The organism is Chryseobacterium jejuense (assembly GCF_900100075.1).
Lineage (GTDB): Bacteria > Bacteroidota > Bacteroidia > Flavobacteriales > Weeksellaceae > Chryseobacterium > Chryseobacterium jejuense.
The window spans coordinates 1,139,479-1,159,094 of the sequence record NZ_FNEG01000001.1 but is presented as its reverse complement, the minus strand read 5'-3'; the positions used below and the strand labels follow the sequence as shown (position 1 = coordinate 1,159,094).

Annotated in this window: 15 protein-coding genes; 7 read left to right on the top strand and 8 right to left on the bottom strand. The window is 35.8% G+C overall.

The features are described from left to right. Nucleotides 1–65 precede the first annotated feature (65 nt). The 5 genes from BLS98_RS05215 to BLS98_RS05195 all read right to left on the bottom strand — a co-directional run bounded on the left by BLS98_RS05215 (nucleotide 66) and on the right by BLS98_RS05195 (nucleotide 6,148). On the bottom strand, nucleotides 66–1,199 hold the full coding sequence (locus tag BLS98_RS05215; protein ID WP_089734205.1) for a prolyl oligopeptidase family serine peptidase: 1,134 nt from the start codon (nucleotides 1,197–1,199) through the stop codon (nucleotides 66–68). A gap of 56 nt (nucleotides 1,200–1,255) precedes the next feature. After that, on the bottom strand, nucleotides 1,256–1,837 hold the full coding sequence (locus tag BLS98_RS05210; protein ID WP_089734203.1) for a Crp/Fnr family transcriptional regulator: 582 nt from the start codon (nucleotides 1,835–1,837) through the stop codon (nucleotides 1,256–1,258). A 69-nt stretch (nucleotides 1,838–1,906) separates the two neighbouring features. Then, nucleotides 1,907–2,551, bottom strand: coding sequence for a cysteine hydrolase family protein (locus BLS98_RS05205; protein ID WP_089734201.1), 645 nt, complete (start codon nucleotides 2,549–2,551; stop codon nucleotides 1,907–1,909). A gap of 123 nt (nucleotides 2,552–2,674) precedes the next feature. After that, entirely contained in the window at nucleotides 2,675–3,175 is a 501-nt protein-coding gene (locus BLS98_RS05200) for a hypothetical protein (protein ID WP_089734199.1), read from the bottom strand. A gap of 12 nt (nucleotides 3,176–3,187) precedes the next feature. After that, nucleotides 3,188–6,148, bottom strand: coding sequence for a hypothetical protein (locus tag BLS98_RS05195; RefSeq protein ID WP_089734197.1), 2,961 nt, complete (start codon nucleotides 6,146–6,148; stop codon nucleotides 3,188–3,190). Between the two features lie 595 nt (nucleotides 6,149–6,743). Between BLS98_RS05195 and BLS98_RS05190 the strand changes: the two genes are divergently transcribed. From BLS98_RS05190 to BLS98_RS05175, 4 genes are all read left to right on the top strand, one after another. Further along, entirely contained in the window at nucleotides 6,744–9,356 is a 2,613-nt protein-coding gene (locus BLS98_RS05190; RefSeq protein WP_089734195.1) for an FtsK/SpoIIIE family DNA translocase, read from the top strand. A gap of 66 nt (nucleotides 9,357–9,422) precedes the next feature. Then, nucleotides 9,423–10,070, top strand: a complete 648-nt coding sequence (locus BLS98_RS05185) for an outer membrane lipoprotein periplasmic chaperone LolA1 (RefSeq protein WP_089734193.1) — start codon at nucleotides 9,423–9,425, stop codon at nucleotides 10,068–10,070. 108 nt (nucleotides 10,071–10,178) lie between these two features. Beyond that, a complete protein-coding gene (locus BLS98_RS05180) occupies nucleotides 10,179–11,636 on the top strand; it encodes an LptF/LptG family permease (protein ID WP_089734191.1) in 1,458 nt (485 codons plus the stop codon). A 294-nt stretch (nucleotides 11,637–11,930) separates the two neighbouring features. Continuing rightward, complete coding sequence (locus BLS98_RS05175; protein ID WP_089734189.1) at nucleotides 11,931–12,728, top strand: hypothetical protein; 798 nt, start codon at nucleotides 11,931–11,933, stop codon at nucleotides 12,726–12,728. A gap of 75 nt (nucleotides 12,729–12,803) precedes the next feature. Here BLS98_RS05175 and BLS98_RS05170 read toward each other — a convergent pair whose 3' ends face one another. Both BLS98_RS05170 and frr read right to left on the bottom strand, forming a co-directional pair. Then, the gene (locus BLS98_RS05170; protein WP_089734187.1) at nucleotides 12,804–13,865 is read right to left on the bottom strand and encodes a 3-oxoacyl-ACP synthase III family protein; all 1,062 of its coding nucleotides are present in this window, start codon (nucleotides 13,863–13,865) and stop codon (nucleotides 12,804–12,806) included. 176 nt (nucleotides 13,866–14,041) lie between these two features. Continuing rightward, nucleotides 14,042–14,596 (bottom strand): ribosome recycling factor, encoded by a 555-nt coding sequence (gene frr / locus BLS98_RS05165; protein ID WP_089734185.1) that lies wholly within the window; start codon nucleotides 14,594–14,596, stop codon nucleotides 14,042–14,044. 700 nt (nucleotides 14,597–15,296) lie between these two features. Here frr and BLS98_RS05160 point away from each other — a divergent pair. Beyond that, entirely contained in the window at nucleotides 15,297–16,640 is a 1,344-nt protein-coding gene (locus tag BLS98_RS05160; protein WP_089734183.1) for a lipase family protein, read from the top strand. Nucleotides 16,641–16,717: 77 nt separating this feature from the next. Beyond that, nucleotides 16,718–17,557 carry an ETX/MTX2 family pore-forming toxin gene (locus tag BLS98_RS05155; protein ID WP_089734181.1) on the top strand — a complete coding sequence of 280 codons (840 nt, stop codon included), beginning with the start codon at nucleotides 16,718–16,720 and terminating at the stop codon, nucleotides 17,555–17,557. A gap of 159 nt (nucleotides 17,558–17,716) precedes the next feature. Here BLS98_RS05155 and pyrH read toward each other — a convergent pair whose 3' ends face one another. Continuing rightward, nucleotides 17,717–18,424, bottom strand: coding sequence for a UMP kinase (pyrH, locus tag BLS98_RS05150; RefSeq protein ID WP_089734180.1), 708 nt, complete (start codon nucleotides 18,422–18,424; stop codon nucleotides 17,717–17,719). Nucleotides 18,425–18,592: 168 nt separating this feature from the next. Between pyrH and porQ the strand changes: the two genes are divergently transcribed. Next, nucleotides 18,593–19,585 carry a type IX secretion system protein PorQ gene (porQ, locus tag BLS98_RS05145; protein WP_089734178.1) on the top strand — a complete coding sequence of 331 codons (993 nt, stop codon included), beginning with the start codon at nucleotides 18,593–18,595 and terminating at the stop codon, nucleotides 19,583–19,585. Nucleotides 19,586–19,616 lie beyond the last annotated feature (31 nt).

Genomic DNA, 19,616 nt, shown 5'->3' with positions numbered 1-19,616 from the left:
GAAAAAATACGGATTCATAATACCTATATCAGCGATTGAAGACTTCTATTTCAGGCTATTGCTTTTCATCTCAAAACCTCAGAAAAGAAGTTTGTTAAAAGCTCCTTGCTAATTTCAGGTTTATAGATAAATTCGTGAGAGCCATTTTCTATGGTCTGAAAGATCCACCCTTTTGCCTTCGATTTATTTTGATTATAAATTTTCAGCACATCATCATAACCAAATACATAATCATCTTTTGCACTGATAGTGTACAGTGGGTGATCTTTCGTAATATTTTCAAAAGGGATAGCTCCAATATTTAATACGGGATTTGGAGCAAAGGCATAAAATGCTTTAAATGGAGTTTCTTTCTGGGATGCAAACCAAAATGTAGCAGTTCCGCCATTGGACATACCACCCAAATAAATTTTATTTTTATCTACGTTATATTTTTTTTCAACATCATTCAGGATTGTGAAAATATTTTCAAAGGCTTTCTGTTGATTCATCCAGCCAAAATCTTTTTTAGCGAAAGGATAAACAATAATTGCATTGAAATGATCACCCACAGAAAAAATGGGTTCTTTTTTCACATCCGGATTTTGATAGTAGAAATCATTCAGGGAATTGACTCCTCCATGAAGAAAGAAAATAACTTTCACTGGCTTTGAAGACTTGTATCCTTTTGGAACGAAAACTATATAAGGAGTTTTCAGTCCCTCGGGTTCTGTAAAATACAAAGCAAATCCGGATGGTGCCTGATTAAAGGAAATACTTTCTGTAATTTGATTTTTAATAATCTCCTGATTCCACTCTTCTGTTTTCTGTTTCTTCAGCTTTTCTATTTGTGTCACCTTATTTTCCAGATCTCCTAAAAGTTGTTTAAACTCCATATTCTGGCTAAGGTTTTTAAATCGTTCATTGGTCTGTAGGAAAATAACTTCATTCCTGCTTTTTCCAAGTCCGAGTTTAGCTCCTTTCTTAAGCCATTCAATAGCTGTTTTCGTATCATTACAATTGGCAGCAGCAGAAGCTGCACTTACATAATCATAAAGCCCAATTTCGGATTGCAAGTTAAAAGCATCTTTAAAATTGGAAAGAGCAGCACAATATTCTTTTTCCTGTAAATTGGCTGCAGCTTCCTTCATCAAAGCTCCATAAGACTGTGAAAATGCATTTGAAAAGCATAACAGGCATGATAATAATACAGTTTTCATGTTATTTTTATTTCAAAAATAAACAATCATTTTTACTCTTTTATCTGACTTTACGTTTATTTCTCCAGTGAAATCCGTTTCCTGATTTTACTCAAAAATTCATGGGTAATTCCAAGATAAGAGGCTACCTGCTGTTGGGTAAGTTTCTGCTCAAGCCTGGGATATTTCGCCAAAAATTCAATATAGCGTTTATCTGCTGTTTTTCCTGTTAAAGAAAGAATTCTTCTCTGAAGTGCTACAGACGACTGCTGATTCATCATTCTAAAGAGTTTTTCAGTCTGAGGCATGGCTGCATAAAGTTCTTCTTTATCTTTTTTTGAGATCATCAATACTTCACTATCCATAAGGGCTTCAATATTTAAAATACTGGGAACATCATTAAGAAGACTATCAATATCCGTAATCCACCATCCTTCTACCGCAAAATATAAAGTTTGTTCAAATCCATTTTCATTGAGATAATAGATTTTGAAACACCCATTCAGAACAAAGCCTTCGAAAAGACAATAATCTCCTTCTTTAAGAACAATTTCTTTCTTCTTAAAGCATTTCAATTGGAATGGTGCAGAAAACTGCCTGAACTCTTCTTCAGAAAGATCAATATATCGGCTGATATTTTTAAAAAGTAAATTGAACATGATATTATTTATCAAAAATAAAGATATCAATATTCCTGATACCTTTATACTTTGCTATGTTGTGTTAATTTAATTCCCTTTTAAGAAATCCTGAGTATTTACGATACTGGTATAAAGACCACCCAATGCAGATATTCCTGCTAAAAAAGACCTTTGAATTTCGGATGCTTTTATTATCTGTCCATTGAGTTCCCTGTCTCTTGTTGCAGTAGCATCCCCAACAATTGCGTTATTGAATCCGAAATCAAAAGCTGCTCTTGTGGTAGATTCTACGCAAACATCTGTCATCATTCCGGTAATAACTAAGTTTTTAATATTCTTTGACTGAAGGTAGCTCAACAGTTCGGTCTCTCTGAAACTGTTAGGAAAATGTTTTTCAATCACTTTCTCATTAGGCAAAGGGGAAACCAAGGAATGGATTTCTGCTCCCAAAGTTCCAGGCAAGAAGAAAGTAGCTCCTTCATTGGTAGAAATATGACGGATATGGATTACTGGAAGATTGTTTTTCCTGAAATATTCCAAAACCTGTTGAGTATTCTTGCCTGCTTGTTCAGCTCCTTCTAATGTCATTTTTCCTCCAAGGAAGTAATCGTTCTGTACGTCGATAATTAATAATGCTGTGTTTTCCGTTTTTCTTTTTTGTTGTGCGTTAATTGATACCAGTGATAATAAAGCCAGACATAGAGTCAGTGTGCTTTTCAATAAATTTTTCATTGATTATATTTTATGAGACAAAACTAGTAAGCTTTACACTGCTGGCATTTGAACTAGTTCAAAAAAGACATTTCTTTGCAAAATAAAAACCGAAGGACAGTCCTCCGGTTTTTAAATTTTATCTTATTTCCAATAGCTCCATTTCAATCCATCAAAGACAGCCATGGTTTTGCTCACTGTATCATAGCATATCATCCCCGGATATGGGCTTTTAACATTGATATGAGGATCTGCTATTTTAGGCAAAATAAGCGACTTATTTGAAGATTCCAACACCAATACCCCGGGAGCATTTGTAGTGGAAGACCCCATAATAATCCTATTTTGTCCAGTAATTTCTGCATTTGTATTGAAAACAACCCCCGCAATAGACCCAGGATCACTTAAAGGAACCCATGCTGATTCAACTTTCATCTTTAATATCTTATCATTCTTATCCATCAAAAGCGTTCCTTCAGAAGCGTCAGCTGGCAACGTTTCTACGATAGGCAACAAAATACCTTTTGTTGTATTAACCGCAAAGTCTAAAAGACCGTCACCATCAACCTGGGGCTTTTCAATGGCAATTTGCGCTGACAAAGCTCCTAGTTGAAATAATGTTATTATTGTGATTATTTTTTTCATTTTCTGTTCTTTTTAATTGTTACAAGATCTGGCAATACAATTCCAAACTGTGCCATTGTACAGTTTGAAACACTTATCAGCTGTATCATAAATCAACATTCCCTCAACAGGTATAGCTATATTGCTAGAGGTCGTTCTCGTAATCACTATCCCCTTGTCTTTAGACTCCAGTGCCATAAATCCATTGGGAACATTTCCAGGCCAACCATTCTGTATATTCTCATGCCCTGAAATTCCTATTTTAGTGTAACCATCAGGGGTTCCTATTGCAGGATCTTTTACACAATACGTTTCAAGATTAATCCCAAAAGTAAAATATTTATTACCTGGAAATGAATATCTGAATACAGCTTTCCCTCCTATAAAACTGGTTGCAGGAACAAGCTGTACATTTTGTGAAAATGCCGCATCATTAGCTATTACCATATATGCTTTATCAGTAGCCACAATACTGCTATAATTTGAAAGATCAGCCTGAAGCCACGTAGAAGCAGTATTATTTCTCCTTTGAGCTAGCCAAGATCTTGGAATGATTTTCCCCGGAGCAGTTCCATAGTTCAAAAGTGCAAGGGTTTTATTATTATTATCACCCATCATTAAGAAAGTATTATCCTGTAAGAAAGTAACCCTGCTCTGGTCGATATTAGGCAATACAAAATTATTACTTGTAGATATGGTAAGGATAATATTATTTTCAGTATTGATACTATTTGAAACAACCTGATCTAAGATAGTAGCGTCATCTTTTGCCATCCCAAAAATATTATTGTTAAAATTTGCATCTAAAGCAGAATTCCAGGTTATCGACTGATTGGCAGCGATATAATTTTGAGGCTGTAATAAAGTAACTCCATATTTAATAGCAAGGTAAGAACGTACTCTTTGTTTTTCTATAGCAGTTAATTCTCTTTCATAGCCAATAGCCTCTCCAAAATCTGCATCAGGAAAATAACTAGGTTGACTTCCTAAAATAGCACCACCCGCTGTTCTGCTGTTAGGAGCAGTCACTGCAGCAGTTACATTTTGATTTTGTCCATCTAATCCATAAGTTATGGAACCTCCAATGGTATAAGAATAATCAGGAAGCTGTGTTTTATTTTTTATTCTGTTCATTGCTGATGCTGTGTAAGGGTAAACCTGCATGCTCCCATTATTTCCTGAGTTGGTATATGAAGGCCAGTTTGCCTCTGTAAGGGCAGCTGTTGTTGTGGTCCCTCCAAAGCCAAAATATTCATTATATGTACTCGGTCCAAAGCTTCTCGGATTAATCATCATAAAGAAAGAAGAATCCATACCATTGGTTGTATAGGGTTTCCCGTTAGGAATAACCATAAATTTGGCTCCTGCAGCCGTTGCATTACCAAAATCAACTGATGGATTAAAGTTATATTTTACATCTGCAGGCAACAAACTAGGTTGCCTTGTGGCGTTAGTCTGCGTAAAATCATTTTTGGCAATAGACTGATCTTCCCATAGATTCGGAGTGAAATTCTTATCAGCTCGCAGCCACATTCTTAGCCCATTATCTACACCTCCAGGCCCCACAACAAATGTTGAAAAGGTAAAATAATCACCATCCGTATTAGAGAAATCTATATTTGTAGTTGTCTGCACATAATTTTCCCCATTCACTGTAATCACAGACATAGGTATCCAGGTATCCGACCCATCAAAGACAGTATCAGTAGATCTTACCATGTAGATTGTATTCGCAGGAACAACAGGTAAAGCTACCGTAACAGGCTGTGTAAATCCTGAAGTATATTGAGCTTTCCATACCGCCCCCATTCTGTAATTAGCTCTATTGCCGCCCGGTGATACAATTGGTGTATTATAACTTCGTCTTAATCCGTTATCCCCCCAGCTTAGAAATTTCATATCTGTCAAATTACTGGTATTAGCTACATTGGAGGCTGCAAAATTTCCTGCGGCAATCACTACCTGAATCATGTCATCATTTACAGAATGTGATTGCTTCTGATGGAGAGCTGATCCGTTATCTCTACCAATTCCAGCAATATTCTTATTATATATGGAAGCATTAGCACTAGTATGATCCCACATTAACGCACTACCATCAGAGGCTATATAACTTTGTGGGGTACTTTGGTCAAGGGTGATACCATACTTATAGGCCAGATAAGAATTTACCCTTTGTCTTTCTGCAGGAGTCTGAGTTCCTGAATACAAAATAAATTCTCCTATTCTATCTCCTGCTAATGTAGTGCTTGAATTACCACCGTCGTTATCCATTAAAAGAACCAACCCTGGGTAATTACTTGTAGAGGAAACATTATTTGAAGGCGGTCCGTATGGTAAGCCATTATTATCGAAAAAATAGTTCATATTACCTCCCGATAAACTATTATAGTAAGATTGTATACTCGGGACATCAGTTCCAACTGTATTAATTGTATTCGTTCCAAAAAAAACATCCCCTGATTCTTTTTCATTATAGAATTCTGGGCGGTTACCCTGGGTTCCGAAAAATGGTGATTGCCATACTCCCGCTACTGTAGTTGAGTTAGAATTTCTCACCGTTCCGTTCATAACAAATACAGACCTGTATGTTGCTGACCTTGTTCTTGAAAGATGCGTATATGAAGTAAGTGCATTACTTGTGTTATCTGGAAATCCTAACGGAAATTTGTATCCGGATCTATATCCGTCAGTACTAACGATTTCAATCGCAGGATTAAAGTTAAAACTGGGAATAGAAGTCGCTGTACGGTAAACCGGCCTTGCACTGATACCCGGATCAGCATAATAACCAGGTATTCCCTGATTGGCAATTCCATTTACACCGCCTATTTTTTGATTCTCCCATAGAGAGACTTGTACATTATCTGTTGTTGTACCCGTACCTGCATCCGCTTTCACCCAAATCTGGAGATTGCCGGAAATACCGCCAGGAGATTGTGCCCAAAGCACACAGCTGCCTAGCAAGAATACAAAGAATAACTGCTTTTTCATTATGTATCTATTAATGTTCATATTTTTTCAAATTATCAGATCTTTGAAAGACTTGATAATAAAATGGAAATAGATGGAATATGGAAAAACAATTGAAAAGTAAAATTTAAAAACAAGCCATTATTAAATCTTAACCTTTTTGGATATTTGCCACAAATGTATAATATTTTTTTTTTATAAAGTTATAACAATTTTAAAAAAATATTACAGTAATTCGATCAATTTAATTAAAATTTTCACAACATAAGCGAGATAAAGCATATACAATAACAAAAAAGTATTATTATATTTTATATTATCAACATTTTTCAAATCATTATTTTTTTCAAATATTATATGCTGCAAATAGATTCTTTTTATCCTTTAAGGACGATATGGAGAATAAGCACCGAGTAATTAATAGAATTTAACAGCTCTGTATTTGGATAAACAAAAAAAATAACCCTATTTTTATTTCACCCAATATTTGTAACACAAAAGATATTTAATCAGCTTTAAATAATTGTAGTAAAAAGCGGGCACTATAAAATGTTTTTTGAAGAAAAAAGATTCTTTTTAGTATTGAAAAAACATTAAATTTGTCCCATTGATATTTATGGATAAAAAGACACAAAAAAAACCGACTGAATCGCCTGAAGCAAGCAGAATTTTATCTAAGCCACGTATTTTTTTCGGGCTTACCTTTATACTGTTCTCTGCTGTTCTCGCCCTATCGTTCATATCCTATTTAATGAACTGGAAGTCAGACCAAAGCCAAGCAGGAACCATGCTTGACAAAAGTATAAAATCTTCAAACATCTTTGGAAAGGCCGGAGATTGGTTTGGAAATATTTTCATATTTGAAAGCATCGGTATAGCCTCATTTATTATAGCATTTTTATTTCTGGTCGTTGGAACTCTTATCCTCAAAAAGAAGACCTTCAAACCATGGAAAACAATTGGTCATTCTCTGTTTTTCATTTGCTGGCTTCCTATTTTTATGGGAGCGCTTACCAAAGGACAAGGTGTTCTTGGAGGTGTTTACGGATATCAGATTATGGATTATTTGAATGCCATTATCGGATCTGTAGGATTATGGACTGTATTGGCAGCAAGTATCCTTTTATATTTCATTCTTGAATTTAATCTTCGTCCAAGTTCAATCAAGGCGAAACTAAGTAAGATCAATGAAAATACTATTGGAAAAGTAAAATCAATGATGCCTGATTCTGATGAGGACTTTGAATCTGATGAAGAATTAAAAGAAGAAATTGATGAAACAGAAACCGAAAAAGAAGTAGCTCCAAATGTTTCAGTAAGTGACATTACTAATTCTGCTTCTAATGGCTCCATCAATAAGGTTAAAGAACCGGAACCAGTAAATACTCCAAAAGGATTCACTGAAGCTCCGGCAACAAGTACTATTGAGACCATCACTACTCCTAACCATACTTCATTTGATCATGAGCCACAACAGGCTGCCCAACCAGTAAGCTTAAATCTTTCTACAAAACCAACAATTCCGGTTTCAAGCCCGGAAGATGCTTTTGATATGAACCCTGCTATTTCTATTCCTGTTCCAACTCCGGCTCCTGTAGTTCCTGCAGCACCAGTGCCTGCACAGGAAAACATTAAGTTTAACGTAGAAGTAGCACCAGTAATTGATGTTTTGGATGATTCTGATAAAAAATCTCAGGAGCTTATTCAAAAACATGGTTTGTATGATCATAAATTAGACCTGGCTAATTTCCAAATGCCTCCTGTTGAGTTATTAAAAGATTATGGTAATGAGGAAATTTCTATCAACAAAGAAGAATTAGAAGAGAATAAAAATAAAATCGTTGGACTTCTGAAGAATTTCAACGTAGGAATTGCAGAGATTAAAGCAACCATTGGTCCAACCGTTACTTTATACGAAATTGTACCAGAAGCAGGAATTCGTGTTGCTGCCATTAAAAAGCTACAAGACGATATCGCATTGAACCTTTCTGCATTGGGGATTAGAATTATTGCTCCTATGCCAGGAAAAGGAACCATTGGTATTGAAGTACCAAGAAAAAATCCTACTATGGTTTCTATGCGTTCTGTGATTGCGTCTCATAAATTCCAGAATACGGATATGGATCTTCCGGTGGTTTTCGGAAAAACAATTTCCAACGAGATCTTTATGGCCGATCTTTCAAAAATGCCTCACTTACTGATGGCGGGAGCAACAGGACAAGGTAAGTCTGTCGGGATTAATGCAATCCTTACTTCCCTACTCTACAAGAAGCACCCAAGCGAACTGAAATTCGTAATGGTTGACCCTAAAAAAGTGGAGCTTTCTCTATATTCAAAAATTGAAAGACATTATTTAGCAAAATTACCAGATGCTGAAGAAGCCATCATCACAGATACCAACAAAGTAATCAATACTCTGAACTCTCTGTGTATTGAAATGGATACAAGATATGACCTTCTTAAGAATGCTTTCTGTAAAAACCTTAAAGAATACAACAAGAAATTTACAGAAAGAAAATTAAATCCTGAAAATGGACATCGTTACCTTCCTTATATTGTATTGGTAGTAGACGAGTTTGCAGACTTAATTATGACTGCAGGAAAAGAAGTTGAATTACCTATTGCCAGATTAGCACAGCTTGCGAGAGCCGTAGGGATCCACCTAATTGTTGCAACTCAGAGACCATCCGTAAACGTAATTACTGGTATGATTAAAGCCAACTTCCCGGCAAGAGCTGCCTTTAGAGTAATTTCAAGTGTGGATTCAAGAACGATCCTTGATTCTCCGGGAGCAGACCAGCTGATTGGTAAAGGAGATATGCTTTATTTCAACGGTAATGAGATCTTAAGACTTCAGTGTGCTTTTGTAGATACGCCGGAAGTAGAAAGACTTGCAGAATTCATTGGAGAACAAAAAGGATATTCATCTGCATTCCTTCTTCCTGAATATGTTTCAGAAGATGCAAACAGTTCTTCCGTAGGTGCTTTTGATCCTAATGAAAAAGATGCATTATTTGAAGATGCTGCAAGAATTATAGTTTCCACACAGCAGGGATCTACTTCAATGCTTCAGAGACAATTGAAACTAGGATATAACAGAGCCGGAAGAATTATGGATCAGCTGGAAGCAAGTGGTATTGTAGGAGGCTTCAATGGAGCTAAGGCAAGAGAAGTTATCATCAGTGACCTTCATTCTTTGGAACAGTTTTTGGAAGATCTGCGTAGTTAAAGGGAAAATAAGAAAATCCTTACCCTTGAAAGTTTAAAATTATTTAAAGATTATTAAATAGAAAAAATGAAAAATATTATTTCAAAAGTTATATTGGGAAGTTTTGTTGTAGGTGCAGTAGGTATGGCGAATGCTCAGAAAATAGATGCAAAAGCTAAAAAGATATTGGATGATGTTACAGCCAACTATAATTCTAAAAAGAATTCTTACTTCAAATTTTCTTTTGGAAGCGGACTGAACGGACAGGTTAACAAAACAGAGCCTGGTATCTATTATACAGCCGGCGATAAATACAAATTGAAGATTATGGATACAGAACAGATCTTCGATGGGAATAAAATCTACAACATTAATGCAGATGATATGGAGGTAACCATAGCAAAACCTAATGGAAACAGTGCCATGTTCTCCCCTATCAACTATCTTACTACTTACAGAAACGAATATAACGTAACTTATAATGGTAAGAAAACAGTAAACGGTGTAAATACAGATTTCATTAAGCTTACTCCGGTAAAAGCAAACGGAATTCAATTCGTATACATTTTTGTAGACTCTGCAAAAAAGCAAATGGTAAAACTGGAACAGCACGGAAATAACAAAGATGTTGCAGTAATTGCGATTAAAGAGTACAAAGAGAATCAGGATCTGGATCCTAATATGTTTGTTTTCGACAAAAATAAGTTCAAAAACTACGTAATTACAGAACTTTAAAAGTTGAAAATCAAAAAGGTAAATTCACCTTTGGATAAATTCACTTCAGAAAAAAAATAACAAAATATAAAAGCCGCAAGTTTGCGGCTTTTTGATTAATTTTGGCGCATGTTAAAAATACTAGACAAATATATTATAAAAACCTTCTTTGGACCGTTTTTCTTTATATTCAGCGTATTGTTTTTCATTTTCATTGTAAACATTATCTGGGTTCAATTAGGGCAGTTTATGGGAAAAGGATTAAGCTACTGGCAAATCCTGAAACTTCTTTTTTACCTTGGGGTGAATGTTATCAGTATGGTTCTTCCGCTCACGATTCTTTTGGCGAGTATCATGTCATTTGGAGAATTTGGAGAACGTTATGAGCTGGCAGCTATGAAAGCAGCAGGAATTCCCCTTACCCGAGTAATGGCTCCTCTGTTAGGAATTACTACGATTCTTGCCATCATGCTGTTTTTCTTCTCCAATAATATTATTCCGGATTTTCAAAGGAAGGCAAAGAATATGCTTTTTAATATTGCTCAAACAAAACCTGCAATCAACTTTACTCCCGGACAATTCATAGACCAAATCCCAGGATACATGGTGAAATTTGACAAAATCTACGGAGAGAACGGAGAAAATATAGAAGGGGTTTTTGTTCATAAAAAAGCCAATACTTATGAAAACCAGCAGTCTGTTGTGGCTGAAAAAGGAAAATTTGTAACGGCAACCAACAAGAACTTTCTAAAACTAATCCTTTATAATGGATATGTATTTGAAGATAATTTTGCAGGAAGAGGAGAAGATGTAAGAAAAAAACAACCGGATCAGGCTATTAAGTTCGATACTTTGGTGAATCACTTTGATATTAGTGAACTCATCAACAAGGCCATCGAAAAAGAACAGATTACGGATGATTATCGTTTCCAGACCTATAATGAACTTAATACAACCATTGCTGTCAGTAAAAAGGAAAATGCATTGTTCTTTAAAAGTATAGGATCAGATGTTTTAAACCAAACCAACAGTGTAGTTGCTTATATGGATCAGTCTAACAAACCTAAAGTAGCACCAAAAGCACAGATAAAAATGGATACTGTAAAAAGTGATAAAAAGCTTGAAATGATTTACAGTTCCTACAACAGACTTGAAAATCTGAAATCGACACTGGAGGTTAAAAAGAATGAGTTCAGTACCAATGTAAAATATTTCAGTAAGGTTGTTATTTATCAGCAGAGATACATCTCTTATTCGGTAACCTGTCTTATTTTCTTTCTGATTGGCGCAAGTTTAGGATCTATCATCAGAAAAGGAGGAATGGGACTTCCTGTAATTATAGCAATTGTTATCTTCATCATTTTCTATGTGATTAATGTTGGGGTGGAAAACATGTCCTGGAGTGGTAAAATAAATCCTTATTTAGCAGCATGGCTTCCTAATTTCATTCTATTCCCATTCGGAGTGTGGATGACTTATAAAGCGCTTACAGATTCACAGTTATTTGATGCAGAAAAATACAAAGTTCTGTTCAAACCTATTACGAAAAGATTCTCAAAAAATAAAGAGCATAAGAGATATCAATAACTTTCACAAACAAAAGGCCCGGAAAATCCGGGGCCTTTTGTTTGTGAAAGCTGGAAGTTAATATTAGTCACTTCATCAATAAGGATAAATAGAATTTAAAGTAATCCTGAAAAATTATGATTAGGGTATTCATCCTGAAAATAGATGCTGTTTCTTTCTCTTAAAAACAAACTCCGTCCATTTAGTAAACGATCATAAACTTCCCTCTCCCGATTTCCTACTTCCAACCTTTCAATACCTATTTTCCCAGAAACAATAAAAGATTATATTTGCAAAAAATAAAACTATAACTACATGAAAAAAGTACTGGCTTTAAGCCTGTTTGCAGTGGCTTCTTTCAATGCTTACGCACAGGAAGACAACAATACGGATTATGCATTAAGAGGAGATGAAAGATATGGCTATATCATCGATAAAAGTGGTAAAAAAACCGAAGGAATCGTAAGGCTGAACGGAGATGCCCTTTCTCCATGGGATAATCAGAAGAAAGTAAAATTTGTTGCCGTTTCTGACATTGACAAATCTAAAAAGAAACAGAAGTTCAAAACACTGGATACGGATGACATCAAAGAATATGTAGCCGTTGATGATAACAATAATGAAAGACATTTCGAAAACATTAAGTACACCAATACCAAAGAAGGATTCAGTACTGCAACAGGTGGCTTAAGTGGCAATATCAAAGCTTTTAACAACCTTACAAAAAGTACACAGTTCGCTGAAATTGTAACAGATGGAAAGATCAAAGTATATAAATTATATGGCTACCCTACTACTTTTTCAGCTGGAAACAGCCAGATTGCTGCTGCAGAGGCAGAAACTAAGAGAATGAGGGAACATCCATCTTATATCTACAGCAAAAAAAGCGGTAAAATTGAAGAACTTACTTTTGCCAAAGCCAAAATAATTATTGGAGACTGCAGCTATGCTAAAGGTAAAATGACCAGCGGCGCTTATGCTTCCCTGAAGAATGATGAAAAGAAAAGATCCGGTCTTGGCAGATTGATTAAAAGCCAGATTGACGATGTAATGTCAAACGTTCCGGAAATTGTAGAAGAAGTCATTATGGATTACAACGAAAACTGTAAATAAATTACTGAATATTATAAAAGAGACTCCAGCATCTGAAGTCTCTTTTTTTTCGTTAAAGATCTGTTTAATGAATGATTAAAATTGATAAACAAAAGCATTAATATTCATTCCAGCTCCTACTGAAGCAAATAGAACAATATCATTCTTTTTGATCTCATGATCTTCCAGCTCACCCTTTAAAATCATAGCAAGTAAAGAAGGAATAGTTGCAACACTGCTGTTCCCCAGTTTATGAATAACCATAGGCATAATATGCTCCGGAGTTGGAGTATTATACAGCTGATAAAATCTATTAACAATGGCTTCATCCATTTTTTCATTAGCCTGATGGATAATGATTTTATTTAATTGATGGATTGAATATCCACTACTATCCAGACATTTTTTCATGGCATCAGGAACATGCACAAGGGCAAATTCATAGATTTTCCTTCCATCCATTTTAATATATTTGGTATCCGGACAATGTTCATTGTTATAAGATTTTCCAAAATATAAATAGTCTTTTTCCGTAAAAGTATAGGAAGCAGATAAATGAGATTTAATTCCAGAGTCGTCATCTGAATTCATTTCAAGAACAGCAGCACCCGCACCATCTGCATAAATCATACTATCTCTGTCATGAATATCCGCAACACGGGAAAGCGTTTCAGCTCCAATCACCAAACAACGCTTGGCAATCCCTGCCTTGATAAATGCATTCGCCTGTATTATCCCTTCAATCCATCCCGGACATCCGAATAAAACATCGTATGCAACACAGAAATTATTTCGTATTCCTAATAAATGTTTCACTCTGGCCGCAAGACTCGGGACCATATCAGATTGAATAGTTCCAAACCTAACATCTCCAAAATTATGGGCGAATATAATATAGTCTAATGTTTCAGGATCTATTCCTGCATTTTCTATGGCAGCCTGAGCCGCTTTAAGTCCCAAATCTGAAGTGACTTGTGTACTTTTGGCATATCTTCTTTCTTCAATGCCTGTAATTTTTTTTAGTTTCTCTGTGATAGAGGCATTATTGTCTTTTAATAAAACACCTTCCTCATTAAGAAAAATATGCTTGTCAAAAAATAAATTGGTAATTGTTTCAGATGGGATATAGTTTCCCACTCCAATAATTCTGGTCATCATCTTTATGCTGTTATCCTGTTCTATAGTACTTTCAGGAATAATCCGATAAATATAACGATAATACTTAGCAATATATTATAACAAACAGATAATTCTAATTAATTTATGAATAATATTATGCAAAAAAGAGAACTCCAACACTGGAATCCTCTTTTTATATTTTCAAAAACTGAAAATTATACTTTCATAATTTCAGCTTCTTTTGTCTTAAGATGCTCATCACAAAGCTTCACATACTTGTCTGTATACGTCTGGATTTCATCTTCCACACCTTTTACAATATCTTCAGAAACTCCATCCAGTTTTTTAAGTTCTTTCAAACCTTCCTGTCTTGCGTTTCTTACAACGATTTTTGTTTGCTCAGTTTCACTTTTAGCCTGTTTTGCCAAATCTTTTCTTCTTTCCTCTGTTAAAGGAGGTACATTAAGGATGATATTCTCCCCATTGTTAGAAGGTGCAAAACCTAAATTAGAATTGATAATTGCTTTTTCAATAGCATTGATTGCTGTTCTGTCCCAAGGTTGAATAGAGATAGTCATTGCATCTGGAACAGAAACATTGGCAACCTGGTTAATGGGAGTCATTGCTCCATAATATTCAACCATTACATCCTGAACCATTGATGTAGAAGCACGTCCTGCTCTGATTCTTTGAAATGCATGGTCAAGGTGTTTTACCGCTGCGTCCATGTCCTGTCTTACAGATTCTAATATTAGATCTAATTCTTCCATTATTATAGTATAGTTTGATAAATTACACATTTATTAATACCTGCTGTAAATCAAATAGTTAAACTTTATAAACATCCTATTTTCAAGCTGTTTTTTACTATTTTTTACTATTCAGTGGTGCAAAAATAATGATTGTTTTCGATATTTCACTAAGCTTATATTCTCTATTTTTGGGGAAATAGGTCTTTTTTAGCTTCAATCGTTACTTGTTTCGTCTATTTTATCCATAGTTTCCTGTGATGATGGATAGAAATAAAGTAGATCCTTCAGCTCAAAACTTATCTTTTCCATTCAAAAGAAAAGAATTGGCACCTAAACAATTAAAGTACAAATTGATCAACTCACCAAATACGGTTTGATGTTACTTCAATTAATTTTAGTACCAGAAAATCTGTGAATCATCACTAATATTCTAAGTGAGCAAAATACAGGTACAAATACCTATAGAATATTTTGGATGTTTCCACGCTTATATCCATCATTTATTCTCTGTTACTTTACCATATTCTTCTGAACCAATTTTTTTTATTCAGAAACATCACAGATTGCAGAATCTGGAAATGAATAATACAGGTATAGAAAACCATTTACCTACAGATTGTGATTGTATGCAATTATGAAATGGAGTATTCTACAAAGTGTACTCTACAGAAATAAACAACCATATCTCATTTTTAAACTCATTTTAAATTACCAAATCATGACAAATCCATCTTTAGATGCCTATCAACAAGTCTTCGGCCTTGCATGTCTTGCCAACCGTGCCGGAGGCTACAAAGGCAGTTGCAGTCAGCTGCAAGAGCAGCTTCAGTATGACTTATCCTTTTACTTCAATAACGTTCCGCCAGTAGCAGATCAGCAAAATCCTTCCATTGCTGACCCTTCCGTTCTGCCGACACTAGGAAACTGGAATCTTGTCTGGGGGCCTGCATTGGTTGAAGAAAAGGATTCATATGGCCAACCGACGGGGGTTGCAGACAACGCATTATATGTAGCCCAATGTGATGCCGTTGCATTTCCGGGAGGCCCAATATTACCTGTCTATGTAGTAGCCATTGCAGCTACCAACCCAGCGTCTCTTTATGACTGGGAGACAGAAGATTTTGCTGTATCAGAGGTCGTTAACTGGACAACATATAATCCTTCAGAAATCATAACATCAGAGTATAATAAAAAAGATCCATATATTTCAAAAGGAACTGCCACAGGTATAGGTATACTTCTGGGACTTATCAGTCCTGAAGCAGCAGCCTCTCCCGGCACTACTCTTCAGCAGTTCCTTGCAGGTTTACAACCTGATGCTGAAACAGCAATTATATTTTGTGGTCATAGTCTTGCTGGAGCCTTATCTCCTACTTTAGCTCTTTATCTGCAAGAACAGCAACAACTGAAAGCTTTCGGTATTACCCTCGTGTATCCTACTGCGGGACCTACTCCTGGTGAGGTCAACTTTGCCAATCGATTTAACAATACATTTCCTCCATTGCCATCAGGCTGGGTTTCTCAACCGGGAGATTATCAGAGCTGGAATACCATGCATTGGAATGACCTGGATGTTGTGCCACACGCCTGGCAGGAAGTTAATATGGAGCTGATAGCAGACCTTTATGGTAAATCGCCTGATCCTTATACATCCGGTATCTTGAATGCACTCCAAGACTTTGCAATTATTGATTCCCTGAAACCCGATGCACCTTATACCATGATCAGAAATCAATCATTGCCTGGCACACTTCAACACTATGGATCTTCAGGTAAAATTGCTTTCCCACCTCAGTCTATACATGATTATATTTCTCAGTTATTCCTGCAACATACTTATCTGTATTATGGCCGTCTTGCCAGCAAGAGCACTCCTGCAATATCCGGAATCATCCTATCGCAGCCGCTGCCTATACCAAAGACTAATTACTATGTGCCGGGAATACAATTAGTAACAGAGGATGAGCTGATTTTAAAAATAATCGGTCAGATTAGTCAATGGATTAAATCTCATATTCATTTTACAGAAAAACAATCAATAGAAACTGAAGCGGATATATAATGCTCAGAAATTTTAAAATAATAGGGAGGAAGCTGAAAATCCTAATAGAGTAAGCATACAATTAATACCAATACAAAATGAACTCATTACAACAAATCACAGACGCCTGGGGTAAATGGTACTCACAGCAACATGGCACCACTTGCAGATTTACCGCAAGTACAGATTATTCAAGCCAAAGTTTTCTCGATGACTACCATCAGTATCAGGTAAGCACCACCACTCAAAGCATCGTTTATGATGGTGATTCAATCCCAACCAATGGCTCAAATGTGGCTTTCGAAACCATTTATAACAATAATACACAGGTTTCCAATCAGCAAAGCCTTATAGAAACAGAAACATCCACCCAATCATTTGAATGGTCCATTACGGAAGCTCTTGCTATCGGCGTTGAGATATCAGCAACTGAGGGTGTTCCTGCTGTAGCATCCAGCACCCAAAAAGTAACTGTTAATCTATCACTTTCATCAACACAAAAAAGTACTGTTACTAATACCCAGTCTTGGTCTGTAAATACGATGTTAACCATACCACCACAAAGTTCCATAAAAGCAGATATTGTAATTGGTACTCAGAGTTATAATATCAATTTCACAGTATCTGTCATGTTAAACGGGTATGTAGCGATCTGGAACAATGATAAAGTAAATGGTCACTGGCTGTGGTTTATTCCAATTACTCAGGTTTTTTCAGATTGTATAGCAAATAATATCATAGATACTTCAGGATATGATATTATAGGCGGCGGAGTATCTACTACTGCAAGCGGAGTGTTTACAGGAAATCAGGGTGTAAATGTTGTTGTTAACACCGTTCAATATCCATTACACAGCAATGATACATCGGCAAAAAATTCCGATTTTATTGATAATCCTAATGTCAATACCATAGTTGCTATGACAGGTAAAGAATAAATAAATGACAAATAAAAACCACTTGCCATAGCTTTAACAGCCGTGACAAGTGGTTTATTTTTTTATAGAAAACTGATTTCCGGCAAAAGATAAGAAATAGCGAGATATATTTCACCCCCTACCTGATACTTTCTAATCTATGTTCTGCCTGATATCTGATTATAAATCAACCAGAGTTCCTACATTTTCTCCATCCACAATTTTCACTAAATTTCCATCTTTATTCATATCGAATACAATGATAGGTAATTTATTCTCGTGGCTCAAAGTAAATGCAGTCATATCCATTACCTTAAGGTTTTTCTCAAATACTTCGTCGAAAGATAATGAGTTGTATTTTACCGCATCAGCATTCTTCTCAGGATCGCTGTCATAAATTCCGTCTACTCTTGTTCCTTTAAGAATAACATCTGCTCCAATTTCGATTGCTCTCAAGGTTGCAGCAGTATCAGTTGTAAAATAAGGGTTACCTGTTCCTGCACCAAAGATCACTACTCTACCTTTTTCAAGGTGTCTTACCGCTCTTCTTTTGATGAAAGGTTCAGCTACTTTATCCATTTCAATTGCAGACTGAAGTCTTGTCTTGATTCCTGCATCCTCCAATGCACCTTGTAAAGCCATACCATTGATTACAGTGGCTAACATTCCCATGTAGTCTCCCTGTACTCTGTCCATTCCTTTAGCAGCCCCTGCAACACCACGGAAAATATTTCCTCCTCCAATGACGATCGCTACTTCACAGCCTCTTTCAACTACTTTTTTGATCTCCGCAGCATATTCCTGCAGTCTTTCGTTGTCAATACCGTACTGTCTGTTCCCCATTAAGGCCTCACCACTAAGTTTTAGAAGGATTCTTTTATATTTCATCTTTTATTTTTAATAAGCTTTTTATGAGTGTGGGTTTCCCCAAAATTTGATTTTGCAAATATAATCATTAAAAATATTGATAAAAGAAAAATATTTAATTAGAAATAATGTAAGAAATATTTTGAAAAGTACGAAAAAGGATTATTTTTGCATTAATTATAAATTGAGTTGAAGAAAATTATCATTTTTTCATTATTTCTATCAGGAATTGTTTCTTATGCGCAAACAGGAACAAATGTGTATCCGTTCTTAAATGTACCTGTATCTGCAAGACAGGCCGCCTTGGGTGGAGATGCAATTTCGATAAGAGATTATGATGTTTCCTTTGCTATTGCAAACCCGTCCCTGTTAAATAAAGATTCAGATAAACAGCTTTCTGTAAACGCTACTGCTTATCTTGCCGACTCCAAATACGGAACCATTGCGTATGCTAAAGATTTTGAAAATGGTCACATGGCCACTATCAATGCGAGGTATATGAGCTATGGAAGTATCCCGAGAACCGATGAAAGTGGTTTTCAGGATGGAGAATATAAGGCTTCAGATGTTGCTATCGGAGCTGGATATGCTTACCAGTTTGAAGAAGACTGGACGATTGGTGGAGGATTAAATTTCGTTACCTCAAAAATAGACAACTATACTTCTTCCGCCATCTCAGGGACTGCCGGAATTACGTATCATAATAAAAAGAACAAAGAAGTTCTTTCCCTTGTATTGAGAAATTTCGGTTTCCAGCTGAAGTCATTCAACGGAACCCGCGAAAACCTTCCATTCAGAGTGGATATAGGATATACAAGAATATTGAAAAACTTCCCTCTTGCCATAACCATTACGGCACACGATCTCCAGCAGTTTAATATTTCATCAGAATATAATAAAGACGGTCAGGAAGTGAAGGCAGGTAGAAAAATTGCAGATCACTTCTCTTTAGGGGCAGAATTATTCCCTGAAAAAAACTTTAATATCAGATTGGGATATAATGTAAAAAGAGGAAATGAACTTGCTGTAGCAGATCAGAGAAACTTTTCGGGACTTTCCGGAGGATTCGGAATTAAAGTTTCAAGATTCCGTATAGATTATGCTCACATAAGATACCACAACTCTTCGAACGTCAATCAGATAGGGATTTCTATGGACCTTTCCGGCCACAGAGGAGAATAAAAAAATCTTAAATACCTCTTAAAATTTCTTA